Raw genomic sequence first — 23622 nt, forward strand, 5'->3', positions numbered from 1 at the left:
ACATTAACGAGATTTAATCAAAACCGGCTCTGGCTCAAAGATTCCGCAGCACCGGCGCCGCCTTGTGGCCCAGCACCCGCCACGTGCCGGCCAGGCCGATACCCACCGTGACCACCAGTGAAAAGCCGATGGTCGCCACCGCTACCTCGGGCATGAAGTGCGATGGCAGCGTCATGATGCGCGCGACGACGTACCACGCCGCCACACCGCCCGCCGCCAGCGCGAAGATCGCGGTCGCAAGGCCGATCAGCATGTATTCCAGCGAAAAGGCCGCGATCAGCGTTTTCCTGGTCGCACCCAGGGTCTTCAGCACCACCGCGTCGTGGATGCGGGCCCGGTTGCCGGCGGCGAGCGCCCCGGCCAGCACCAGCACCGAGGCGATCAACGCCACGCCCGCCGCGGCCCTGATCGCGGTGCCGAGCTGCACCACCAGCCGGTTGACGATGTCGAGCGCGTCCTTGACCCTGACCGTCGTCACCGCGGGAAAAGCCCGGGTGACGGCATTGAGAAGATGCGCGTCGTCGGCCGCCGACGCATTCGTCTCGGTCAGCGTCGCCAACCAGCCATGCGGCGCCCCGGCGAATGTGTTGTGCGAGAACACCATGACGAAATTGATGCCCATGGTTTCCCATTCGACCTGGCGGAAATTGGCGATCTTGGCCGTGATATTGCGGCCGAGCACGTTGACGGTGATGGTGTCGCCGAGCTTCAGCCCGATCTCCTTGCCCTCCTCGGCGGAAAACGAGACCAGCGGTTCGCCGGAATAATTCCCCGGCCACCAGCTGCCCTCGGTCAGCGTTGCATTCTCCGGCAATTGTGCGTCATAGGTCAGCCCACGGTCGCCGCGCAGCACCCAGGCGCCTTCGGCCGGAACCTTGACCTTGTCGACATCGACGCCGTTGAGCGCCATCACCCGGCCGCGCAGCATCGGCACCTTGATCAGCGTGCCCTGCGGCGCCTCTTTGCCGACCAGCGCGGAGAAGGCATCGACGTCGCCGCTCTGGATATCGACGAAGAAGAAGTTCGGCGCCCGTTCCGGCAGGCTGCCGGAAATCTGCCGCCTGAGATTGCCATCGATCAGCGCCAGCGTCACCAGGAGCGTCAGCCCGAGACCCAGCGACAGCACCACGGACGGCGTCAAGGCGCCAGGCCGATGGATGTTGCCGATGGCGAGCCTGAGCGCCGTCGAGCGCACACGCGGACTTCTCTTCGCCGCCCACTGCACCAGCGTACCGACGACACGCAGCACCAGGAACGAAAAGACCGTGGCGCCGACGAAGATCGAGGCAATACGGCGGTCGCCGGAAAACAGGATCGCCAGCACCGCGAGCAGCAGCGCGATGGCCATTGCCGCGGCGACATAGAGCGGGCGGGGAAAACCGCGGCCCTCAAAACCCATTTCGCGAAACAGCGCCGTCGCTGGCACGTCGCGAGCACGGCCGAGCGGCAGCAGGGCGAAGGCCAGCGTCACCAGCAGCCCGAACAGCGCTGCCATGCCGAGGGCGCCGGGATAGAACCCACCTTCCGCCGGCACCGGAATAACCGACTGGAGTGCCGCGCTGGCCGCGAACGGCATCAGCGCGCCAAGCACAAGGCCCAGCGTGATACCGAGGGCGGCAATCATCAGGATCTGCACCAGGTAGACGGCAAAGACGAACCCGCCCGAAGCCCCCAGGCTCTTGAAGGTGGCGATGACGCCGCGCTTGCCGTCGAGATAGGCACGCACCGCATTGGCCACGCCGACGCCGCCGACCACCAGCGCCGTCAGCCCGACCAACGTCAGGAATTGCGAGAACCGCTCGATGTTCGAGGACAGCGCCGGCGCTGCGTTGCTGCGCGTGCGGATCGACCAGCCGGCCTGCGGGAACTCTTTCGCGGCCTGCTCCTGGATCGCCTTGATCTGTACTTCAGTGGTGCCGCCGGGCAGGCGGACCTTATAGGCGTTCTCGACCAGGCTGCCCGGCTGGATCAGGCCTGAAGCGGCAAGCCCGTCGGTCGACACCATCAGCCGCGGCGCAAAACCGAAGCCATCCGACACCGCATCTGGCTCGTTGACCAGCTTGGCGCGCAGCTCGAATGTCGCGCTGCCGAGCTTCAACCGGTCACCGATGCCAAGGTTCAGCCGCTCGAACAGAAGGTCCGGGGCGGCGGCGCCGAAGACACCGGATTTTTCGCCGAACAAATCCTCTCGCGACAGCACCGGCTGGGTCTCCAGCGCGCCATAGAGCGGATAGGCGCCGTCGACCGCCTTGGCCTCGACCAGCGCCTGGTCGGAGCCGTCCTCGAGCCTCGCCATCGAGCGCATGTTGGCGCTGTGCGAAACCGTGCCAAGCCGGCCGAGGAAGCTGCGTTCGGCTCTGGTCGGATCGCGCTGGTTGATCTGGAAGCGGAGATCGCCGCCGAGCAGCGTCTGACCCTGGTCGGCAACACCGGCGGAAATCGCCTGCGCCACCGAATTGACGCCGCCGATTGCCGCGACGCCGAGCGCAATGCAGGCAAGGAAGATCAGGAAACCGGACAGCCCGCCGCGCATTTCGCGCAGCGAGAACTTGAAGGCCAGCCTCAGCGTTTGCGACAGCGGCATCAGGCGGTCACCTTGCCGGCCCTGGAGGCCGGCTTGGATGCGTCCTCGATCAGCCCCGACCGCATCGACACCTGGCGCGAGCAGCGCGCCGCGAGCACCGGGTCATGCGTGACCAGCACCAGCGTCATGCCGCGTTCGGCCGCCTTGGCGAACAGCAGGTCGGCGACGTGCCGTCCCGTCGCCTGGTCGAGATTGCCGGTCGGCTCGTCGGCGATCAGGATGCGTGGCGACGGCGCCAGCGCCCGGGCGATCGCCACGCGCTGCTGCTCGCCGCCAGACAATTCGCCGGGATAATGGGTGATGCGATCGCTAAGGCCGACCGCCGCCAGTTCGCGCGCCGCCACGCCGAACGGATCGGCATGGCCGGCAAGCTCAAGCGGGACGGCGACGTTTTCCAGCGCCGTCATATTGGGGATGAGGTGGAACGACTGGAACACGATGCCGATGTTTCGCCCTCGAAACGATGCGATCTGGTCTTCGCTTTTGCCGTTGAGCAGCTCGCCGGCAATTCGTACCGCACCCGAATCGATCCTTTCAAGCCCGGCCAAAACCATCAGCAATGTCGACTTTCCCGAACCCGAAGGTCCAACGATGCCTGTCGCTTCGCCGCTCGCCACATCAAGGCTGACGCCCTTCAGCACATGCACCGAGGATGCGCCTTCGCCGAGCGTCAGCGATACGTCTTTCAGCGAAATGACGGCTTCTTCCAAAATCAAATCGTCCTATATGGGGGAAAGAGGGCTAGAGCATCCGATGCTCGACAAAGACGAAAACCTGCCTTCGCCAACAGATGTTCCTGGTCATATGGGGCCTGCCGCATGGCTTTCAAACACACTTTTGCCGCAGCCTTCGCCCTTTTCCTCGCGATCTGCAGCGCCATTTCGTCGGCGCGCGCCGAGCCCTTCACCATCGTTGGCTTCGGCGACAGCTTGATGGCGGGTTATGGCCTTGGGCCGGGTCAGGGGTTCACCGAAAAGCTGCAGGCCGCGCTTCGCGCCAAGGGCTACGATGTCACGGTCGCCAATGCCGGCGTTTCCGGAGATACGACGAGCGGCGGCCTGTCGCGGCTCGACTGGTCGGTGCCGGACGGCACGCAGCTGGTCATCCTGGAGCTCGGCGCCAACGACATGCTGCGCGGCGTTTCGCCCGCCATAGCGGAAAAGAACCTGGACGCCATGCTGGCAAAGCTGAAGCAGCGCAAGATCGCCGTGTTGCTGGCCGGGATGCGCGCGGCGCCGAATCTCGGCGCCGATTACCAGAGGGCCTTCGACGCGACCTTTCCGAGACTGGCTGAAAAATACGGCGTGCCGCTCTATCCTTTCTTTCTCGAGGGCATCGCCGGCCAATCCGTCCTGCAGCTCGAAGACGGTCTTCATCCAAACGCCCGAGGCGTCGACCGCATCGTCGAGGGTATCCTGCCCAGCGTGGAGAAGACCATTGAAGCGATCCGGGGCAATTCCTGAAGGCGAGGGTTCGCCGCCGCAACACCTTCCGCGGGGGAAGCTTTTAGGCAGGCCTGCGACCAACAAACCCCTTGCCCCGTTTGAATATCGATGATTCGCTAGGGGCAAGAGTTCGATTCGAGGACAGGAGGCTTGCCATGCCGCGTCTTTTTACCGCCCTCGAAATACCGCGTGATGCCGCTCTTTCGCTGTCCCTGCTCAGGGGCGGCCTGCCCGGAGCCCGCTGGATCGACGTCGAAAACTATCATCTGACGCTGCGCTTCATTGGCGATGTCGAGGGCCATGTCGCCGACGAAATCGCCAACGCGCTCGACCGCGTTCACCGCCCGTCCTTCCCGCTGACGCTGTCCGGCGTCGGCGCCTTCGGCCAGAAGAAGCCGCATGCGGTGTGGGCCGGGGTCGCCGCTTCGCCCGATCTTTCCGCTCTGCAAAGCGAAATCGAGCGCATCTGCCAGCGGCTCGGCATCCCGGCCGACCCGCGCAAGTTCATGCCGCATGTGACGCTGGCCCGCCTGCGCAATGCGAGCCCGCTCGACGTCGCCCAGTATCTGTCGGCGCGCGGCAATTTTTCGACGCTGCCGTTCCGGGTCGGCCGCTTCGTGCTGATGTCGTCGCGCGACTCGGTCGGCGGCGGGCCTTACGTCGTCGAGGAGGCTTGGCCGCTTTCAGGTGCCGACAACCGCGTCGCCAGCCGTTTGGCCGGCGCCGCCGACGCTTCGCGGATCATGCGGTAGACGGACATGGCCAGGGAGAAACTAGCAAAAGAGGCGATCAGCGCCGAACTTGCCGGCCTCGACGGCTGGTCGCTGGCCAAGGATGGTGGTTCGATCAGCCGCAGCTTCACTTTCAAGAATTTCTCGGAAGCCTTTGCCTTCATGACCCGCGTTGCCCTGGCTGCGGAGAAGATGGACCACCACCCCGACTGGTCGAACGTCTACAAGACGGTAAACGTGACCCTCAACACCCACGACGTCGGCGGCCTGACCGCGCTGGATTTCGATCTGGCCAGGAAGATGAACCGCTATTTCGGCACCTGACGTTATCTGCACCTTGCAGCGAGGTTCGGCTTTCACCACATTTTGCCTCGCGGTCACGCGTGAAGTCACGCGACGGCGGCAAGGAGAGGTTGATGGCGCAAAAATCCGGTTTTGATTTCTTCGGCCTCGGCAGCAAGCTGGGCAATGAGAGCGAAGTACGCGAAAAGTTCTGGCGTACGGCGAAGAAGGCTGCCCGGCAGATCCCGTTCATGGAGGAGGTGGTCGCCGCCTATTACTGCGCCATGGACAAGAAGACGCCGCTGCGCGCCAAGGGCACATTGCTGGCTGCGCTCGGCTATTTCGTGCTGCCGACGGACGTCATCCCCGATTTCATCTTTGGGCTTGGCTTCACCGACGACATCGCTGTGCTGACCGCGGCGATCACAACCGTCAGCGCCCACATCACGCCGGCGCACCGGCTCGCCGCCAGGCAGGCCATCGCCGACAAGAGCTGAGCCGGTACGGCGCAAAAAATCGCGCGGGAACCGACTTTCCGGCCGTCAAAGCCACCGCCGCACCCGCGTCTTGTAGGCGCGATAGGCGTCTCCGAACTTACGCTCGAGATAACGCTCTTCCGGCGCGATGACGCCCGTATTGATCACCCACAGCAAGGGAATGACGAGCGCGATACCCCAAAGACTTCCGGCCGCGACACCGAGGCCCAGATAGATAAGGGTCGCTCCCAGATAGAACGGATTTCTGGTCCACCGATAGATACCGTCGACGACCAGCGCCGTCGTTGGCAAGGTCGGTGGTATGTTGGTTCCAGCGGCCTGAAAGCGGCCCGCCGCCATAAAGATGAGCACCAAGCCGCACACCGCGAGCACGGCGCCGGCCAGATAGCGGGCGAGGGCCTGCCCGGCCATGACCGAGAGCGGCGCGAGCACCTCGAGCACGGTTGCCGCCGCCAGGAAGCCGAGGAAGATCAAAGGCGGCAGCGCAATGACCCCCGCCACGTCGGGCGCGCCCGGTCCGCCCGCCACCTCTCCGCCATCCGACCGGGGCACCGCGCCGCTGGCCACCGCGCGGACGGCGACACGAATGCCGAACACGATCGCCAGGACGACTGTGCCGCCCGCCAGGATCAGAACTGTCTCGGAAATGGCCATGGCCAAATCTCCCGTAAGCCGCCAAGGAGGGCACCCTGGCCGAGTGCCGTGGAGCCGAACGCAGACATATACCGCCTGGCGGGAAATTCGTCACGTAGCTCTCAGAAAAGCGAGAATCGCTGCAAGACCTAGCTGCTTGAAAAGTCAAACTCTTGCCGTTTTCGTGGCCTCCAAGTCGCGGCAGGGACATTGCGCCAGCCGCTTTTTCAAGCGGCAGCGCGAAGACGGCGGCGGTTTCCTGGCGTGAACATCCTTTTCTCAGGGGAAATTCACCGTTTGGTAACCCAGATTAAATCAAAATGAAGCGACGGGCAGGACGCCGAGCCGGCCTGCCGCCGCACCAGTGGAATACGGGAAAAGCGATGCGCGGATTGATTGCTATAGTTTCCAGCCTGGCCCTGGTGGCCTTGACGGCGCCCGCGCTGGCGCAGTCGGCAACCAAGATCGGCCAGCACAATGCCTGGGGCACCTACAGCTACCAGGCGTCGGGCGGCGGCAAGGTCTGCTATGTCCTGACCGTGCCAACCGACAAGCAGCCGCCGACGCTCGATCATGGCGACATGTTCTTCTTCGTCAGCCAGCGGCCGGGGCAGCAAGTGTCCTACGAGCCGCAATTCATCGCCGGCTATACCTTCCAGGAAGGTTCCAAGGCCACCGTCACCATCGACAAGAAGTCTTTTTCGATGTTCACGCGCGGCAAGTCGGCCTGGGTCGAGAACGCCGCCGAGGAGCCGGTGCTGATCGCCGCGATGAAGACCGGCACCGACATGAAGGTGTCAGCCAAGTCCGGCCGCGGCAATACCACCACCTACGTCTTCTCGCTGAAGGGCATCTCGGCGGCGCTGGCCTCGATCGCCAAGTGCAAGTAAAGTCCTCGTCCGGGACGTTCACCACCTAACACAGCGACGTAAAGAACCAGCGTTCGTGCGGTCTTGCCTTCTCTCCTTGTGGGAGAAGGTGGATTGGCGCGCAGCGCCAAGAGGGTTGAGGGGTGCTGGACGGAGTGCAGGGGATGCCAAGCTGGAACACCCCTCATCCGACCGAGCTTCGCTCGGCCACCTTCTCCCACAAGGGGAGAAGGAAGAACCCCCTGCATGACTCCGCCATCAACCTGTGCTATGCGCCGCGCTTCATTTCGGGCACGATGCTGTAATCGGCCGCAAATCGCTTATATTGGCGCAACAATGACCCTTTCATTCGATCTTACCGCCGAAGGCGCGCGTGACGCGTTGCGCACCCGCACGACGCCTGAAAAGCCGTCGCTGATCGGCTTGACGCGCGCCGAACTCGGGGCCGCCCTCGTCGCCGCCGGCATCGTGCCGGAGCGCCAGGCGAAGATGCGCGCCCAGCAGCTCTGGCACTGGATCTATGTGCGCGGCGTTTCCGATTTTGCCGGCATGTTCAACATCTCCAAGGATTTGCGCGCCGCACTGGACAGGCATTTCACCGTTGCCAGGCCCGAGATCGTCGAGGAGCAGATTTCCTCCGACGGCACGCGCAAATGGCTGTTCCGCTTTCCGCCGCGCGGCGCCGGCCGGCCGGTCGAGATCGAGACCGTCTACATTCCCGAAGAAGGCCGCGGCACGCTCTGCATCTCCTCGCAGGTCGGCTGCACCCTGACCTGCTCCTTCTGCCACACCGGCACGCAAAAGCTGGTGCGCAACCTGACGGCGGAAGAAATCCTCGCCCAGCTTTTGACAGCTCGCGACCGGCTCGGCGATTTCCCCGACCGCGACACGCCCGACGGCGCCATCGTGCCGGCCGAGGGCCGGAAAGTGTCCAACGTCGTCATGATGGGCATGGGTGAGCCGCTCTACAATTTCGAGGCGGTGAAGAAGGCGCTGCTGATTGCATCCGACGGCGACGGGCTTTCCCTGTCGAAGAGGCGCATCACGCTGTCGACCTCGGGCGTCGTGCCCGAAATCTTCCGCACCGGCGAAGAGATCGGCGTCATGCTGGCAATCTCGCTGCACGCTACCAATGACGATCTGCGTGACCTTTTGGTACCGATCAACAAGAAGTATCCGCTCAACGAGCTGATCGCTGCCTGCCGTGCCTATCCCGGCCTGTCCAACGCCAAGCGCATCACCTTCGAATATGTGATGCTAAAGGACGTCAATGATTCCATCGAGGACGCCAAGGCGCTGATCAAGCTGCTCAAGGGCATCCCGGCCAAGATCAATCTGATCCCGTTCAATCCGTGGCCGGGCACCAACTACCAGTGCTCGGACTGGGAGACGATCGAGAAATTCGCCGACTACATCAACAATGCCGGCTATGCCTCGCCGATCCGCACGCCGCGCGGCCGCGACATCCTCGCCGCCTGCGGCCAGCTCAAATCGGACTCCGAGCGCATGCGCAAAGTCGACCGGCTGGCGCTGGAAGCGATGATGATCGCAGGGCACGGCGAGGCGTGAATCGCGTCGTCGCCTATCTGATCCGCTTCGCCGTCATCCTGATCGGTTATGGCGTCGCCTCGCTGGCGGCCAGCGCATTTCTCAATATCATGTTTCTGGCGTCCCTGGGCTACACGCCGGAGCAGGCACCGCCGGCGGCGACGGCTTCCCTCTATTTTTCCGTCCCCTTCGTCGCGCTGTTCGTCGCCTATTTCGCTTTCATGCCGGCGGCGATCGCCATCCTGGTTTCCGAAATCCTCGGCCGGCGCGACTGGCTGTTCTATGCACTGGCGGGCGCGGCGGTGGCGGCGGTCTTCCTCGGCTTCGTCCACCAGACGAACGACGCCAATTTCGAGGTTACCAACACAAGCGTCATGCTGGCGGTGATCGGCTGCGGCATGGTCGGCGGTATTTTCTACTGGCTGAGCGCCGGCCGCTCGGCTGGGAGCTGGCGTCAAATCGGACGCCCTATTTTGCCTGGGCCGTCAGGATCTTGAGCGCGAAGGCCGAAAAAACTCCGGCAAACAGATAGTCGACGACGCGCGTCACGCGCGGGCTGGCTTTCATCGCCGCCGAGAATTTTTCCGCCGCCAGCACCATCGGCGCTGTCACCGGGACCGACAGCACGACGAACATCGCGCCGAGGAAGAACAGCTTTCCCGGCGCATTGGGATCATGCGCGGAGACGAATTGCGGCAGGAAGGTCATGAAGAACAGGATGATCTTCGGATTGAGCAGATTGACGCCGAGCCCCGCCGCCCAGCTGCGAACCAGCGATATCTGCGGCCCGCTCTTCTTCTCCGGTGAAAACGCCGACCCTTTTGTGATTGCCTGCCAGGCCAGGAAGACCAGATAGCCGGCGCCGAAAATCTTCAGCACGAAGAACGCCATCGGCGAGGCGACGATCAGCGCCGAGACGCCGACCACCACCAACGTGGTGTGGATCAGCGTGCCGCACAGCGCGCCGGCCATCGAGGCGAAGCCGGTGGCGCGGCCCTGGCTCAGCGTGCGCGACACGAACAGCGTCATGTCCGGCCCAGGCGTAATCGCCAGGATCACCGTCGCGATGGCGAATTGGATAAGCGTAGCGTTGTCGGGAATGAAGGACATTGGCGGCCTCGGACAAGAAGGCGCAGCCTATAGCGCAGGCGCCTCGCCGACGCCAGCATCTCGCCGCCACGGCGTCTGGTCCAGCGCTTGCGGCTCCCAGGCGCCTGTTCCTCCCTTGCGCAGCCCCGAAACGCCGTGATACCTCGCCCGCAAGAATCCTGTCGCGGAACCGCCCACCATGTCGAAAGCAAAAGCCGTCAAGAAAGTCGTGCTCGCCTATTCTGGCGGCCTTGACACCTCGATCATCCTGAAATGGCTGCAGACCGAGCTCGGCGCCGAGGTCGTGACCTTCACCGCCGATCTAGGCCAGGGTGGCGAACTGGAGCCGGCTAGGCGCAAGGCCGAGATGATGGGCATCAAGGATATTCGCATCGTCGATGTCCGCGAGGAGTTCGTATCCGATTTCGTCTTTCCGATGTTCCGCGCCAACGCTGTCTATGAAGGCACCTATCTGCTCGGCACCTCGATCGCCCGGCCACTGATCTCGAAACATCTTGTCGAGATCGCCAGGGAGACCGGCGCCGATGCGATCGCCCATGGCGCCACCGGCAAGGGCAACGATCAGGTGCGTTTCGAACTCTCGGCCTATGCGCTCAACCCCGACATCAAGGTCATCGCGCCCTGGCGCGACTGGTCGTTCAAGTCGCGCACCGATCTGATCAATTTCGCCGAGCAGCACCAGATTCCGGTGCCGAAGGACAAGAAGGGCGATGCGCCGTTCTCGGTCGACGCCAACCTGCTGCATTCCTCCTCCGAGGGCAAGGTGCTGGAAGACCCGTGGAGCGAGCCGCCGGAATTCGTCCACCAGCGCACCATCTCGCCGATGGATGCGCCGGATGAGGTCACAGAGATCGAAATCGAATTCCTCAAGGGCGATCCCGTCGCGCTCAACGGCAAGAAACTGTCGCCGGCAACGATGCTGGCGGCGCTGAACGATCTCGGCCGCGACAATGGCATCGGCCGGCTCGATCTGGTCGAGAACCGTTTCGTCGGCATGAAATCGCGCGGCGTCTACGAGACCCCCGGCGGCACCATCCTGATATCGGCCCACCGGGCGATCGAATCGATCACGCTGGACCGCGGTGCCGCCCATCTCAAGGACGAGTTCATGCCGCGTTATGCCGAGCTGATCTATAACGGCTTCTGGTTCGCGCCCGAGCGGCTGATGCTGCAGGCGATGATCGACAACAGCCAGGAAGACGTCGAAGGCATCGTGCGGCTGAAGCTCTACAAGGGCAACGTCATTGTCACCGGCCGCAAGTCGAGGAAGACGCTCTATTCCGACGCGCTGGTCACCTTCGAGGACGACCGCGGCGCCTACGACCAGAAAGATGCCGAAGGTTTCATCCGCCTCAATGCGCTGAGGCTGCGCACGCTGGCGGCGCGTGGTCGTAAAGGCTAAGTATATATTCATGAAAATCCTGCTTAGCCTGGATCCATACTCTTAGTGAGCTAATGTAGTTGTTTCTAATGACAGCTGCAGAGCTTTTCTTGCTTGACCTCATGGCCGGATTGTCCAATTGTTTTTTTGGGCAATGGGGCTGTAATAATGCGACTTGGTCTTTTGATTTTGACGGCGATGATCGGCATTCTGGCGGGCTGCCAGACCGGACAGGACATCACGAAGAAGGATCCCCAGGCGGGATGCATCGCCGCTGTCGCTACATGGACCATTACGTTCAAACATGAGATCGCAGCCTTCATGGGCGTTTCTCAGGAACGCATGCCGAGCCTCTTCTGCCGGCGCTTGGGCGATGCGGTGCGCAGCGGCCGAATTGGCTTCTCCGACATAAACAGCCTTCAGCTCGACCAATCCACCGACATCTGGAAGGTCATCAAAGGCAAGTGACAGGTCGGCGATGGTTAGTTTGCGACGCGCCACGCGACTTCCGCTGATGTTGCTGGCGGGCCTGGCAGCAGCCGGAGCGGAGGAATTCGATCCCACCTCGCTCGACCTCGCCGCGCTGATTGAATGCAGGGCCGACGTGCCGGCCTATAACGGATTCGCCTTGTGGCTGAGCGGTGAGCCCGGCGCGGCGGAAAAACTTGGCTGGAAGGAAGTCACCGCCGGCAATCCTTTCCTCAGGCAATACGAGCTGCCGGCCACGGTCGGCGTCTTCGGGCGCGAAACGGCGGCCGTCGTCCTTACCGCGACCGGGCCGATGGCGGTGTTTGACGATGTTTCCGCGCCCGATCTCGCTCGAGCGCTCGGCGTCACAGCGCAAATCTCGACACCGGACAAATTCCTTGGCGAGAAGGTGCTCGTCGAAAGCAGCGAGGAAGCCGACGGCATGACATTTTCCACGCACATTGCGCTCAATGTCTCAACCGTTAATTCACATCCCGGCAAGGTTCTCGCCGGCTGCTCCTACGCGCTCGACGTGAAATAGAAAGCCCGGCGCATGGCCGGGCTTTCTGTCGAATCATTCTATCGAATAGAGATTTCTGTCAGTCGGCATCGATGGCTGTGGCCATGCGGGCGATGGCCTGTTGATAGACGCTAGCGGAATTCCAGCCAGCGATTGCGCCCATATTCGCCTGCGCGCTCGCTCCGGCCCGCCAACCATGGCCCTTGAGGAAGTTGGCCGTGGAAGCCAACGCAGTGCTCTTGTCGCGCAGATTTTTGTTGCCGACGCCATACGTCAAAACATTTCCGGGCAGGAACTGCGTGTGGCCGATCTCGCCATGTGCGGCACCGACCGACGAGGCGCTCAACGCTCCGCGATCGACCAGCTTCAGGGCTGCAATGGCATGGGGATAGAAGAACTCCGGACGGCGGCAATCATAGGCGAGCGTTAAAATGGCAGAGACCGTATTCTGGTTGCCCATGGCGGAACCGAAGCCCGTCTCCATACCCCAGATGGCGATCAACACACCCGGCGACACGCCGTAATTCCGTTCGATCTTGTCGAACAGCGCCGCATTGGCCTTCTTCAGCGCACGGCCCCTGGCAATGATCGCGGACGCGCCACGGCGCTTCATGAAAGCTTCGACCGAGCCGCTGAAAGCCTTATGGATGGCGCGGTCGACGGAGATCGTCTTTGTCGCGTAGGTTGCGCGAGCCAGAGCGGCCAGACCCTTCGAGCCGACACCGTCGGCCTTGGCCTCCGCGGCAAACTCCGGTTTCCACGCCTCGAAGCCGGCGCCGTTTTTGCCACAACTGGCCGCCGCCTGCGCGCCCGTCGCCAGCGCAAGCACCGCCACCACCGTGGCCACTACAAACATCTTCCCCTTGGCAAGAAATGCCATGCTGCTCTCCTGGTTGCCTGAATCACGTTCCCAATTGCGAATTTGCCAGCGAAACACCTGCTTGTCACTGTCCCGGCGCTGCGCCGATGCACTCAATACAGCAGGAACTTCAAATCCACCACACTGGCGGATGCCCGGGAATTTGCCTACGATCAAGTAATTATTGTGGCGGGGACAGAATAAGCATGAAAGACGTTGATGTCGTGATCGTCGGCGCCGGTTCGGCCGGACTTTCGGCTGCCAAGACCCTGCGCGCCGCCGGTTTTTCCTTCAAATTGTTAGAAGCGATGAACCGCGTCGGCGGCCGCGCCTGGACCAGCGACCAGCATTTCGGCGTGCCGTTCGACATCGGCTGCGCCTGGCTGCATGCGGCAGACCGCAATCCCTACTTTCCCGAGGCGAAAGCCGCCGCCTGGACGCTTCATCACCACGACATGAATGTCGATCATCTCTACTTCCGCGAGCGAAAGGCAAGCGAAGCCGAAGAGGCCGCGATGAAGGTGGCCGACGCAAGACTGCTCGAACTGGTGGCGGCACGTCAGGTGAGGGAAGGCGACGATGACCGCCTTTCGGCATTGCTCGCCAAAGGCCACGCGCCGCGCGCCGCCGCAACCTTCGCGGGGCCGATGGATTTCGGCGCCGACGAGGACGAGATATCGATCCGCGACTTTCAGGCCGCCGCCGATCTCGATCCGAACTATTTCACCAGGGAAGGCTTCGGCACGCTGGTTGCGCGCTTCGGCGCCGACGTGCCGGTGGAGCTGTCGACGCCGGTGCGCAAGATCCTCTGGGATGGGCCGGGCGTAGCCTGCGTCACGGATCGCGGTACCATCCGCGCCAAGGCTGTCATCGTCACCGCCTCGCCGGCAGTGCTCGCCTTCGAGGAGATTGCGTTCTCGCCCGCACTCCCCGATGGGCATTTCGCTGCCTTCTTCGATCTGCCGATGGGCATGCTGACCAAGCTGCCGGTCGAAATATCCGGCACGAGGCTTGGCTTGGAGCCGTTCGACGATTTGCTGATCGAGCGGCTGGCCCGGCACGACATCTACTTCCTCTGCTTTCCCTTCGACTTCGATTTGATGGTCGGTTTCGTCGGCGGCGATTTCGCTTGGGAGATGTCGGCGGCGGGCGAGGCGGCCGGCATCGACTTCGTCGTCGACCGGCTCTGCGGCATCTTTGGCGGCGACGTACGAAAGCATGTCGGACGCGCAATGATGACCAATTGGGGCGCTGAGCGGTTTGTGCGCGGCGCCTATGCGGCGGCGCGGCCCGGCCGCTCGCAAGCGCGCGCCACGCTGATGCAGCCGGTGGCGGAAAAGATCTTCTTCGCCGGCGAGCATTTGGCCGGTCCGCTGATGCAGACCTGCGGCGGCGCCAGATTGTCGGGCGAGGCAGTGGCCAGGGAGGTCGTGGCCCAGCTTGCGGCAAAATAGCATCGGCCGGCAGGAACGTGGGCCGGTGACAGGCGTTTGGCCTTGTCCTGTTCGCCTCGTCCTCCGCATTTCGAATGATTTGAGACGCCAATGAAGCTTTTCGACTGCCCGCATTGCGGCCACCGTCTCTATTTCGAGAACGCGCAATGCCTGAACTGCGCCAGCCTCGTGCTCTATGATCCCGAGCATGCGCGTTTTGTGCTGTCCGGCATCGACGACATCTTCCAATGCACCAACGCCGACGAATGCGCCTGCAACTGGATGGCGGAGCCTGGCCACGCCTTCTGCCGCGCCTGCACGCTGAACCAGCTGATCCCGGATCTGTCGGTCGACGGCAATCGCCGCCGCTGGATCCGTGTCGAGGCGGCAAAGAAGCGTGCCGTCTATTCGCTGCTCGCCTTCGGCCTGCCGGTCGCATCCAAGCAGAATCCCGGCGACGAGATCGGCCTCGCTTTCGATTTTCTTGCCGATCCTATCGGTGGCGGTCCCGGTGGCGAGCGTATCCTGACCGGCCATGACAACGGCCTGATCACGCTCAACGTCGCCGAGGCGGACTCGGCTGAGCGCGAGCGGCGGCGCGTCGAGATGGGCGAGAACTACCGCACGCTGCTCGGCCATTTCCGCCATGAGCTCGGCCATTACTATTGGGACCGCCTGATCCGTGACGATCCGCAAAAGCTTGCCGGTTTTCGCGCTTTGTTCGGCGACGAACGCGCCGGCTACGAACAAGCGCTGAAGACCTATTACGCCGATGGCGCGCCGCCCGACTGGCAGCAGCGCCATATCTCGGCCTATGCGACGTCGCACCCGTGGGAGGACTGGGCCGAGACATGGGCGCATCACATGCACATCACCGACACGCTGGAGATGGTGCATGCGCTGAATTTCCCGCTCGGCCGGCTGGAGACCGTCGAAGCCAACGAGCTGCCGCGCGCCGATACCGGCGGCGAGCTGCAGCCGGCACCATCGGAACCCGCCACCAGGCCGGAGCCTTTCGAAAAGATCCTCGACCGCTGGCTGGTGCTGTCGGAAGCTTCCAACTCGATCAACCGCTGCATGGGCCTGCCCGATCTGTATCCCTTCGTAATCTCCGACGTGGCGGCGCAAAAGCTTGCTTTTGTTCACGAGCTTTTGACTGACCTGCCGAAAACTATTGGAACAAATCGTGAGCCGGCGGAGGCTTTTTAGCCGGAACGCATGCCGCTTTGCTTCGTTTTCGGTCCCGAGGGACTGTGAAACGGAGAGAAAACCATGAAACGCATATTGTTTCCGGCGGTGGCCGGAGCGCTCATAGCGATGTCGGGCTCTGCTTTGGCCGAAACCGCCGTCTCGGCCATCACCGATCTCAATGTACGCGCCGGCCCCGGCCCGCAATATCCGGTCATCGGGGTACTCGCGGCCGGTCAGTCGGCGACGCTCGACGGCTGCATCGCCAACAGCAAATGGTGCACCATCGCCGAGGCCAACGGCCAGGGCTGGGTCTATTCCGACTATGTGACGGCCGATTTCGGCGGCAGCCGTGTGGTCCTGACACAGCGTCCGGCCGGCGCCGACATTGCCGTCGTGACACCGCCTGCCGATAGCGCCGAATATTCCGACAGCTATACCGGAGCGATCGTTGCCGGCGAGGCGATCGAGCCCATCCGGCGGCCGCCGGCGGAAATCCGCACCTATGTCGAAACGAACCGGCTCGATCCGGTCTATCTCGAAGGCGAGGTGGTTACCGGCGCGATGTTGCCCGACACCGTCGAGCTGCGCGAGATACCCGATTATGATTATCGCTACGTCTATGTGAACGGCCAGCCGGCGCTGGTCGATCCGAGCAGCCGGCGTATCGTGTACGTCGTGCGCTGACGCGCAAAACAGGGCGGTCGCCCTGTAATGGCGGCCGCTCACACCCCGACATTGCCACAAGCCGGCATTGCCGCTGCAATACCGGTTTCCACTTTTGCGTCCGATGCTCTAGATCATGCGAGCCGAAGCACCAGCCAGCGAGCCCGCGTGACGATCGACCCGACCGCCTTCCAACAGTACCGGCACACCGCCAACGAGAAGACCACTTTGCCGCGCCTTCTGCTTGGAACGGTCGTCGTCATCCTGTTCTGGCTCGGAATCACTGCCGCCGTGCTGTTCGGCGGCACCTATGCCTTTGCCGTTTGGCAGGCGTCGTCTGGCACCGCCCCGCCAGGTGGAGGAGCGGTGCAGGATTTCATGGCCTCTCCAGCGGGCATCCTCGCGGCGCTGGCTTCGTTTGCCGGAATCTGGCTCGGCCTTTGGGCTGCCATGCGCTGGATCCATCGCGAGAAGCTGACGGCCCTGATCGGCGTCAGCCGGCGCATTTCATGGTCGGGGTTCCTGAAAGGGCTGGCCGCCGTGCTGATCACCTCGCTGCTTTCCGAGATCCTGCTTTACGGCCTGCAGCCCGATATTGCGCGCGGTACGATCGGCCTGTCCTCGTGGCTTTTGTTCCTGATCCCGATCGCTGCGCTGACCTTTCTGCAGACCTCGTCGGAGGAGATGCTGTTTCGCGGTTATCTGCTCAGGGGCCTGGCGAGCCGGTTCCAGAACCCTTTCATCTGGGCGCTGCTGCCGGGATTGCTGTTCACCTCGCTACATTGGAGCCCAGGCTCGAGCGCCGCGATCAATGCCTGCGTGCTGGCCTCGATCGCCGCCTTTGCGCTGCTGCTGACGCTTCTGGTCTATGCAACCGGCAATCTCGGTGCCGGCTTCGGCGCCCATCTCGGCAACAATCTGACCGGCTTCCTGCTGATTTCGCACCAGCAAAGCTATAATTCCTTCGCCCTGTTCAACGCCAAGCCGCTCGAAGCCGCCGGCTGGACGACTTCAGACGCCGTCCTCATCGCCGCGATCGGCATCGTCAGCAGCCTGTTGACCGTTCTGCTGCTTTTGCATCCGCGCTCCCCGCTGAAGGTCGAGCCGGATATGGCGCGCGCCAGCAGCGTGCGCTGATGCGCCTTGCCTGGTGGTCCTGAGCATATTTGGCGCAAAGCCTGACCAAAGCTTGACTCCGCGGCCGATTTCCTGTCTACACGCCGCGAAATTCCGCGACGAGTATTCCTCCGAGCAAACCGACCGGGACGCCGAAACCTCTTTGAGGTGAAGTGCTGTAAATCGATCCCGGAGGCCAACACCCGGCAGCGCTGTGCGCCCCCGGGTGCTTTTTGGCTTTGGGCTTTTGCCCGGACCGGCTTTTGCTTGGACAGCTGGCGCGAACGCATTACCTCTCGGGCATCATCCGGGTGCCAGGGAAAAGGAAAAAGAATGTTTGAATCGCTACAGGAACGTCTTGGTTCGATCCTGAACGGCCTCACCGGCCGCGGCGCCTTGTCGGAGGCGGATGTCTCGGCGGCGCTGCGCGAGGTGCGCCGCGCGCTGCTCGAGGCCGACGTGGCGCTGGAAGTGGTGCGTTCCTTCACCGACAAGGTGCGCGAGAAGGCCGTCGGCGCCGCCGTGGTCAAGTCGATCAAGCCCGGCCAGATGGTCGTCAAGATCGTCCATGACGAGCTGGTCGAGATGCTCGGCGCCGAGGGCGTCGCCATCGACCTCAATGCGCCGGCTCCGGTCGTCATCATGATGGTCGGCCTGCAAGGTTCCGGCAAGACGACGACCTCGGCCAAGATCGCCAAGCGGTTGGCCGAGCGCCAGAACAAGAAGGTCTTGATGGCCTCGCTCGACACGCGGCGTCCCGCCGCGCAAGAGCAGCTCCGTCAGCTCGGCGAGCAGGTCAAGGTCGCGACGCTGCCGATCGTCGCCGGCCAGACGCCAGTCGACATCGCCCGCCGCGCCGTGCAGGCGGCAAAGCTCGGCGGCCACGACATCGTCATCCTCGACACCGCCGGCCGTACGCACATCGACGAGCCGTTGATGGTCGAGATGGCCGACATCAAGAAGGTGTCGTCGCCGCACGAGATCCTGCTGGTTGCCGATTCGCTGACCGGCCAGGACGCCGTCAATCTGGCGAAAAGCTTCGATGAGCGTGTTGGCATCACCGGCCTCGTGCTGACCCGCATGGACGGCGACGGTCGCGGTGGCGCAGCACTCTCGATGCGCGCCGTCACCGGCAAGCCGATCAAGCTGATCGGCATCGGCGAAAAAATGGACGCGCTGGAGGAATTCCACCCCAAGCGCATCGCCGACCGCATCCTCGGCATGGGCGACATCGTCAGCCTCGTCGAAAAGGCAGCCGAGAACATCGACGCCGAGCAGGCGGCGGCGATGACCAAGAAGATGCAGTCGGGCAAGTTCGACCTGAACGACCTCGCCGGCCAGCTTCAGCAAATGTCGAAAATGGGTGGCATGGGCGGCATCATGGGCATGATGCCGGGCATGGGCAAGATGAAGGACCAGATGGCCGCCGCCGGTCTCGACGACAAGATGTTCGGCCGCCAGCTCGCCATCATCTCGTCGATGACCAAGGCCGAGCGCGCCAATCCCGATATTCTGAAGCACTCGCGCAAGAAGCGCATCGCCGCCGGCTCGGGCACCGACGCGGCCGAAATCAACAAGCTGTTGAAGATGCATCGCGGCATGGCCGACATGATGAAGGCGATGGGCGGCAAGGGCAAAGGTGGCGGCCTGATGCGCGGCATGATGGGCGGCCTCGCTTCCAAGATGGGGCTCGGCGGCATGATGCCCGGCATGGGCGGCCAAGGCGGCATGATGGGCGGCGGCATGCCCGATCTGTCCAAGATGGACCCCAAGCAGCTCGAGGCCTTGCAGAAGCAGGCACAGGCGGCCGGGCTCGGCGGCATGAAGGGCCTGCCCGGCGGCTTTCCCGCTGGCGGTGGCCTGCCTGGCTTGCCCGGCGGCATGAAGCTCCCTGGTTTGCCGGGATCCGGCGGCGGGCTGCCTGGCCTCGGCAAGAAGAAATGAGGGCGCCATGAACGAAGAAAAGGACATGGCTGACGCGCGCGCGGCGCTGGTCAATTATCGCGCCTCGATCGACAACATCGACGCGGCGCTGATCCACATGCTGGCCGAGCGCTTCCGCTGCACCAAGGCGGTCGGCGTGCTGAAGGCGGAGCATGGCCTGCCGCCTGCCGATCCGGCACGCGAGCAGCAGCAGATCGCCCGTCTTCGCCAACTGGCGAAGGACGCCCATCTCGACCCGGATTTCGCGGAAAAATTCCTGAACTTCGTCGTCCGCGAAGTGATCCGCCATCACGAGCAGATCGCCGCATCCAACGGCATAACGAAAACCGGCTGAGGACCAGCCACCAACCGATCAACCAAATCAGAGCTTTTTAGGAGAAAAGAAATGCCACTGAAAATCCGACTGGCCCGTGCGGGCTCGAAGAAGCGTCCCTATTACCACGTCGTCGTCGCCGATGCCCGTTCGCCGCGCGACGGCCGTTTCATCGAGTCGCTTGGCTCGTGGAACCCGCTGCTGCCCAAGGACGGCGAACGCGTCAAGGTTGACGCCGAGCGCGTCAAGCATTGGCTGTCGCACGGCGCCCAGCCGACCGACCGCGTGCTGCGCTTCCTCGACGAGGCCGGCCTCGCCAAGCGCGAAGCCCGCGCCAACCCGAAGAAGGCCGAGCCCGGCAAGAAGGCGCAAGAGCGCGCAGCCCTGCTGAAGAAGGCGCAGGAGGAAGCTGCAGCCGCTGTTGCCGCCGCTTCCGCCGCGCCGGCCGAGGCGGAAGCCGCCAGCGCCGAATAAGTCATCGATTGCCCTTCACAAAACGGCTGACCAGTCACAAAACGGCGGGCCTTTGCCCGCCGTTTTGCTGTCCATCCGTATGATGCGGCCCGATCAATAGCCTTCCGGGCAACTCGCAACGTAGACACGGCCATTGCGATCGCGATAACGGCACTGGCCGCTTTCGCTGGCACGGCCGATCAGCGCACCGGCCAAGGCGCCGGCCGCACCGCCGATCACCGCGCCCTTGGTCGGGTTGCCGGCCACTGCGGCGCCGACCGCCGCACCGCCCAGGCCACCAACGGCCGCGCCTTGCTCAGTACGGGAGCAGGCACCGAGCGGCACCAGCAGGGCCATCAAGATCATCACCTTTTTCATTGTCGTTCCTCTCCAACAGGGTGCCGTCCTCGCCGCTGCGCCCCCTAACTCGCAACCAGCCAATTTGATCCAAAGAAGAAGATCGGCAGCAGACCGGGCGGCGCTCGATTTGATCCAAAGAGAAGAAAGGCGGCGGCAGACAGCGCCCTCTCTGGCGGCGTGGCCGCCATCGAACGGCTTTGGAAGTCGCTGCTATTGGCTGAACGGGATCAGCGCGCGCACCCTTGGATCGCGCAGATACAGGCCGCCCCAGAGGATGGCGCCGAGGTAGACGCCGAACAGCATATGCGAGAACAAAGGGCTGCCGATACGCACATGCGTGGCGATGGCGCCGCCGAGATAGGCGGTGAGCAGGATGGCGCCGAGCACCGAGGTGCGCGGCAGTACATAAAGTGCTGTCGAGACCAATCCAATGATGCCGAGCATGCGCGAGACATTGGCATCGGCTGGCCAGCCGAGCTGCACCATGGTCTGGGTGACGATTTCGAGCGGCGGTAGCTTGATGACGCCGTCGAAGATCATGAACAGCACGATGACGGCGCTGAGCACGCGACCGGCCCAGAGGGCGCGCGGTGAGACGGATGCTGCCTGAGACTTGGTCATTGATGTTCCCTCCGGTCGTTGCGAGCACTGGCTTTTCTGCCAGCTCGAACCAAGGACGCGTCCCATGACGGCCATCCGACATGCCTCCAGTGCTTTTTCACTCCGGGGACGGCGACCTTGGATGTGCAAGTTCAGCCAGCAACCAACCTGGCCAAGTCCACCTTGCGAGGGGAGGTGGAGGGCGTTATTGGAAATCCGTAAGGGTATCTCCCGAGCGCTCGACGGCAGCAGCCGCCTAATCGCACAACGAAAGTAAGCGATGGCCGGAGAGACCGACCTGAAAAAGTTGCTGGCGGCAATGACGCCGGAGTTGCTTGCCGGCGTTCATGTCTTCACCACGTTGCCACCTGATGCGGCCGTTCCCGACCAGCTCGATCCGGTAATGCTGTTTCGCGAGCACAGGGCATGACGCTGATCGTGCTTGAAGACCAGGCCAAGACCGCTGGCCTGAAAACCGTGTTCCGCTGCCGGATGCTGACGCTGAACGTCCATTCGTCGCTGGAAGCGGTCGGCTTCCTCGCCGCCATCACCGCGCGGCTGGCCACCGCCGGCATCGGCGTCAATCCGGTCTCGGCCTTCTACCACGATCACCTGTTCGTGCCCGCCGACCGGGCGGAGGAGGCGCTGGATGTTTTGCAGAAACTCGCTGCGGACGCCGCACGATAAGGATTAATGCCTTCGGACGTACAAAATGTCGGGCAATCGCTCTTCATTGTTCGTGCCGTTGCCCAAAGCTTCCGCGCGAAAACCATGGCGCTCGTAGAAGCGCCGAGCGCCTGAGTTCGACTGAAAGCAATGCAATTTCACAACCGGCAAATTCGCGGTTGCTTGTGTCAGCAGCCGGGCGCCGATGCCTTGGCCAGTCCAGGCAGGATCCAGATAGAGCTGCTCGACCCATTCTCCTGCAACGGCGACAAAGCCAACAATGGCCGCGTCGATTTCGGCGACCGTCACGTGCTGCTGCGCCAGCACGGTGCCGCTGATGAAGGCCATCTCCTCATCCGGTGTATGCAGGACCGGCATCCAGTCGAACGACGAAAGCGCTGCGCGCATGATCCTGGCAATTGCGCCTGCGTCCGACCCGTTAGCCGGACGCAGCGCGATTTTAGTCGCAATGCTCATCTCACAAGCCTGCGACCGCGGGCCGCCGGCCGTCCGGCGCCCCGCGGAGGGCCAGCCGCGAAGCGGCGATGCGGCCCGTGAGCGAGAAGTTATGCCGCCTTCTTCTTTGGCTGGATCAGCCCGCGCTCGACCAGCAGCTCCGCGATCTGAACCGCGTTGAGTGCCGCGCCTTTGCGCAGATTGTCGGAGACGATCCACATCGACAGGCCGTTGTCGATGGTCGAATCCTCGCGGATGCGCGAGATGAAGGTGGCGTCCTCGCCAGCCGATTCCAGCGGCGTGATGTAGCCGCCGTCCTCGCGCTTGTCGATGACCTGGCAGCCCGGCGCCTCGCGCAGGATCTCGCGCGCCTCATCGGCGGTGATCGGCTTCTCGAACTCAATGTTGACCGCTTCCGAATGGCCGATGAACACCGGCACCCGCACGCAGGTCGCCGTCAGCTTGATCTTGGGATCGAGCATCTTCTTGGTCTCGGCCACCATCTTCCATTCTTCCTTGGTGAAGCCGTCGTCGAGGAAGACGTCGATATGCGGGATGACGTTGAAGGCGATGCGCTTGGTGAACTTCTTGACGTCGACGGAATCGGCGACGAACACCGCCCGCGTCTGCGTGAACAGTTCGTCCATGCCTTCCTTACCGGCGCCGGAGACCGACTGGTAGGTGGCGACGACGACGCGCTTTATGGTGGCGAAGTCATGCAGCGGCTTCAGCGCCACGACCAGCTGCGCCGTCGAGCAGTTCGGGTTGGCAATGATGTTCTTGCGTGTGAACAGCGAAATCGCATCCGGGTTCACTTCGGGAACGATCAGCGGCACGTCCTGGTCGTAGCGGAAGGCCGATGAATTATCGATGACGACGCAGCCCTGCTTGCCGATCTTCGGCGACCATTCCTTGGAGACGTTGCCGCCGGCCGACATGATGCAGATGTCGGTGTCGGAAAAATCATATTGGTCGAGCGTCCGGACCTTCAGCGTGCGGTCGCCGAACGACACTTCCGTGCCCTGGCTGCGCCGCGAGGCCAGCGCCACCACCTCGCTCACCGGAAAGCCGCGCTCTTCCAGTATGTTGAGCATTTCCCGGCCCACATTGCCCGTGGCGCCGACGATCGCAACCTTGAAACTCATCGAAATCTCCTGTCCCTCTCCGCTCGGTTTCTGGAGAAAACCCGCCGGCCAATGCGGGTTTCACCCCGGGCCGGACCCGGGAGAGGGTGGTTAGGCCAAGGGAATCAGACCGTTTTGGTGGTCGTTTTACCGGTTTTTTTGACCAAGAACGTGGTTTTGCTGGAACGGAAAGGCGCACCGAGACGTCCGGCCCAATGGTTCGCATTGGGGCCGGGGATGTCGAAGGCAAGAAGCGCCATCAAAAGGCCGCGCATCGAAAACTATCCCGTTCGGTGCCGGCTTTTACGCGGTTTGCGTAAGGAGTCAATCGCAACCAGGCGGATCGCCCGCCCTGTACAATGAGGGCGGCACGAAG

The 23622-nt window shown here is 63.2% G+C and carries 27 protein-coding genes and 1 pseudogene; 17 read left to right on the forward strand and 11 right to left on the reverse strand.

Annotation, left to right across the window (positions count from 1 at the left end):
• Window positions 1–34 precede the first annotated feature (34 nt).
• Both NKH29_RS09470 and NKH29_RS09475 read right to left on the reverse strand, forming a co-directional pair.
• On the reverse strand, window positions 35–2584 hold the full coding sequence (locus NKH29_RS09470) for an ABC transporter permease (protein WP_352999463.1): 2550 nt from the start codon (window positions 2582–2584) through the stop codon (window positions 35–37).
• Window positions 2584–3294 (reverse strand): ABC transporter ATP-binding protein, encoded by a 711-nt coding sequence (locus NKH29_RS09475; RefSeq protein WP_352999465.1) that lies wholly within the window; start codon window positions 3292–3294, stop codon window positions 2584–2586. The genes NKH29_RS09470 and NKH29_RS09475 overlap by 1 nt, the downstream gene beginning before the upstream one ends.
• A gap of 108 nt (window positions 3295–3402) precedes the next feature.
• On the opposite strand from NKH29_RS09475, the gene NKH29_RS09480 reads away from it, so the two are divergent.
• The 4 genes from NKH29_RS09480 to NKH29_RS09495 all read left to right on the forward strand — a co-directional run bounded on the left by NKH29_RS09480 (window position 3403) and on the right by NKH29_RS09495 (window position 5539).
• Window positions 3403–4047: an arylesterase gene (locus NKH29_RS09480; protein ID WP_023721894.1), complete on the forward strand. Its 645-nt coding sequence runs from the start codon at window positions 3403–3405 to the stop codon at window positions 4045–4047.
• Between the two features lie 137 nt (window positions 4048–4184).
• Entirely contained in the window at window positions 4185–4781 is a 597-nt protein-coding gene (thpR, locus tag NKH29_RS09485) for an RNA 2',3'-cyclic phosphodiesterase (protein WP_352481070.1), read from the forward strand.
• A 6-nt stretch (window positions 4782–4787) separates the two neighbouring features.
• Window positions 4788–5084: a 4a-hydroxytetrahydrobiopterin dehydratase gene (locus NKH29_RS09490; protein ID WP_352481071.1), complete on the forward strand. Its 297-nt coding sequence runs from the start codon at window positions 4788–4790 to the stop codon at window positions 5082–5084.
• 92 nt (window positions 5085–5176) lie between these two features.
• On the forward strand, window positions 5177–5539 hold the full coding sequence (locus NKH29_RS09495) for a YkvA family protein (RefSeq protein ID WP_023721897.1): 363 nt from the start codon (window positions 5177–5179) through the stop codon (window positions 5537–5539).
• A gap of 45 nt (window positions 5540–5584) precedes the next feature.
• On the opposite strand, the gene NKH29_RS09500 is transcribed toward NKH29_RS09495, so the two are convergent.
• Window positions 5585–6193 carry a methyltransferase family protein gene (locus NKH29_RS09500; RefSeq protein WP_352481072.1) on the reverse strand — a complete coding sequence of 203 codons (609 nt, stop codon included), beginning with the start codon at window positions 6191–6193 and terminating at the stop codon, window positions 5585–5587.
• Between the two features lie 362 nt (window positions 6194–6555).
• Between NKH29_RS09500 and NKH29_RS09505 the strand changes: the two genes are divergently transcribed.
• From NKH29_RS09505 to NKH29_RS09515, 3 genes are all read left to right on the forward strand, one after another.
• Entirely contained in the window at window positions 6556–7062 is a 507-nt protein-coding gene (locus NKH29_RS09505; RefSeq protein ID WP_023721899.1) for an invasion associated locus B family protein, read from the forward strand.
• Window positions 7063–7377: 315 nt separating this feature from the next.
• Complete coding sequence (gene rlmN / locus NKH29_RS09510; RefSeq protein ID WP_352481073.1) at window positions 7378–8610, forward strand: dual-specificity RNA methyltransferase RlmN; 1233 nt, start codon at window positions 7378–7380, stop codon at window positions 8608–8610.
• The gene (locus NKH29_RS09515) at window positions 8607–9086 is read left to right on the forward strand and encodes a hypothetical protein (RefSeq protein WP_352999467.1); all 480 of its coding nucleotides are present in this window, start codon (window positions 8607–8609) and stop codon (window positions 9084–9086) included. Before rlmN ends, NKH29_RS09515 begins: the two co-directional genes overlap by 4 nt.
• Here NKH29_RS09515 and NKH29_RS09520 read toward each other — a convergent pair.
• Window positions 9058–9699: a LysE family translocator gene (locus tag NKH29_RS09520; RefSeq protein ID WP_023721902.1), complete on the reverse strand. Its 642-nt coding sequence runs from the start codon at window positions 9697–9699 to the stop codon at window positions 9058–9060. The two genes, NKH29_RS09515 and NKH29_RS09520, sit on opposite strands and share 29 nt — an antisense overlap.
• Before the next feature lie 178 nt (window positions 9700–9877).
• Between NKH29_RS09520 and NKH29_RS09525 the strand changes: the two genes are divergently transcribed.
• Window positions 9878–11101 carry an argininosuccinate synthase gene (locus NKH29_RS09525; protein WP_352481074.1) on the forward strand — a complete coding sequence of 408 codons (1224 nt, stop codon included), beginning with the start codon at window positions 9878–9880 and terminating at the stop codon, window positions 11099–11101.
• 99 nt (window positions 11102–11200) lie between these two features.
• Here NKH29_RS09525 and NKH29_RS09530 read toward each other — a convergent pair whose 3' ends face one another.
• Entirely contained in the window at window positions 11201–11581 is a 381-nt protein-coding gene (locus tag NKH29_RS09530) for a hypothetical protein (RefSeq protein WP_352516116.1), read from the reverse strand.
• Between the two features lie 13 nt (window positions 11582–11594).
• Between NKH29_RS09530 and NKH29_RS09535 the strand changes: the two genes are divergently transcribed.
• A complete protein-coding gene (locus NKH29_RS09535; protein WP_352495991.1) occupies window positions 11595–12089 on the forward strand; it encodes a hypothetical protein in 495 nt (164 codons plus the stop codon).
• A gap of 58 nt (window positions 12090–12147) precedes the next feature.
• On the opposite strand, the gene NKH29_RS09540 is transcribed toward NKH29_RS09535, so the two are convergent.
• Window positions 12148–12948 (reverse strand): lytic murein transglycosylase, encoded by an 801-nt coding sequence (locus tag NKH29_RS09540; protein ID WP_023721906.1) that lies wholly within the window; start codon window positions 12946–12948, stop codon window positions 12148–12150.
• A 185-nt stretch (window positions 12949–13133) separates the two neighbouring features.
• Here NKH29_RS09540 and NKH29_RS09545 point away from each other — a divergent pair, with 185 nt between their 5' ends.
• The 7 genes from NKH29_RS09545 to rpsP all read left to right on the forward strand — a co-directional run bounded on the left by NKH29_RS09545 (window position 13134) and on the right by rpsP (window position 20061).
• Window positions 13134–14381 (forward strand): flavin monoamine oxidase family protein, encoded by a 1248-nt coding sequence (locus tag NKH29_RS09545; RefSeq protein ID WP_352999470.1) that lies wholly within the window; start codon window positions 13134–13136, stop codon window positions 14379–14381.
• A gap of 90 nt (window positions 14382–14471) precedes the next feature.
• Complete coding sequence (locus NKH29_RS09550; protein ID WP_352481078.1) at window positions 14472–15569, forward strand: zinc-binding metallopeptidase family protein; 1098 nt, start codon at window positions 14472–14474, stop codon at window positions 15567–15569.
• A gap of 63 nt (window positions 15570–15632) precedes the next feature.
• On the forward strand, window positions 15633–16235 hold the full coding sequence (locus NKH29_RS09555; RefSeq protein WP_023721909.1) for a DUF1236 domain-containing protein: 603 nt from the start codon (window positions 15633–15635) through the stop codon (window positions 16233–16235).
• Between the two features lie 147 nt (window positions 16236–16382).
• On the forward strand, window positions 16383–17351 hold the full coding sequence (locus NKH29_RS09560) for a CPBP family intramembrane glutamic endopeptidase (RefSeq protein ID WP_023721910.1): 969 nt from the start codon (window positions 16383–16385) through the stop codon (window positions 17349–17351).
• Window positions 17352–17663: 312 nt separating this feature from the next.
• Window positions 17664–19274, forward strand: a complete 1611-nt coding sequence (gene ffh / locus NKH29_RS09565) for a signal recognition particle protein (protein ID WP_352999472.1) — start codon at window positions 17664–17666, stop codon at window positions 19272–19274.
• A 7-nt stretch (window positions 19275–19281) separates the two neighbouring features.
• Window positions 19282–19608, forward strand: a complete 327-nt coding sequence (locus NKH29_RS09570; RefSeq protein ID WP_023721912.1) for a chorismate mutase — start codon at window positions 19282–19284, stop codon at window positions 19606–19608.
• 51 nt (window positions 19609–19659) lie between these two features.
• Complete coding sequence (gene rpsP, locus NKH29_RS09575; RefSeq protein WP_023721913.1) at window positions 19660–20061, forward strand: 30S ribosomal protein S16; 402 nt, start codon at window positions 19660–19662, stop codon at window positions 20059–20061.
• 93 nt (window positions 20062–20154) lie between these two features.
• Here the strand turns inward: rpsP and NKH29_RS09580 are convergent, their stop codons facing one another.
• Both NKH29_RS09580 and NKH29_RS09585 read right to left on the reverse strand, forming a co-directional pair.
• A complete protein-coding gene (locus NKH29_RS09580; protein ID WP_023680734.1) occupies window positions 20155–20418 on the reverse strand; it encodes a YMGG-like glycine zipper-containing protein in 264 nt (87 codons plus the stop codon).
• 192 nt (window positions 20419–20610) lie between these two features.
• Entirely contained in the window at window positions 20611–21021 is a 411-nt protein-coding gene (locus NKH29_RS09585; protein WP_023721914.1) for a DoxX family protein, read from the reverse strand.
• 259 nt (window positions 21022–21280) lie between these two features.
• On the opposite strand from NKH29_RS09585, the pseudogene NKH29_RS09590 reads away from it, so the two are divergent.
• Window positions 21281–21687: pseudogene (locus NKH29_RS09590) on the forward strand (ACT domain-containing protein).
• A 3-nt stretch (window positions 21688–21690) separates the two neighbouring features.
• Here NKH29_RS09590 and NKH29_RS09595 read toward each other — a convergent pair.
• The 3 genes from NKH29_RS09595 to NKH29_RS09605 form a co-directional block, all read right to left on the reverse strand.
• The gene (locus NKH29_RS09595; RefSeq protein ID WP_352548521.1) at window positions 21691–22074 is read right to left on the reverse strand and encodes a GNAT family N-acetyltransferase; all 384 of its coding nucleotides are present in this window, start codon (window positions 22072–22074) and stop codon (window positions 21691–21693) included.
• A gap of 158 nt (window positions 22075–22232) precedes the next feature.
• Complete coding sequence (locus tag NKH29_RS09600; RefSeq protein ID WP_023721916.1) at window positions 22233–23267, reverse strand: aspartate-semialdehyde dehydrogenase; 1035 nt, start codon at window positions 23265–23267, stop codon at window positions 22233–22235.
• 104 nt (window positions 23268–23371) lie between these two features.
• Window positions 23372–23521: a hypothetical protein gene (locus tag NKH29_RS09605; protein WP_023721917.1), complete on the reverse strand. Its 150-nt coding sequence runs from the start codon at window positions 23519–23521 to the stop codon at window positions 23372–23374.
• Between the last annotated feature and the right edge of the window lie 101 nt (window positions 23522–23622).

Origin of the sequence: Mesorhizobium sp. M1295, from assembly GCF_040318135.1 — a bacterium.
Taxonomy (GTDB): domain Bacteria; phylum Pseudomonadota; class Alphaproteobacteria; order Rhizobiales; family Rhizobiaceae; genus Mesorhizobium.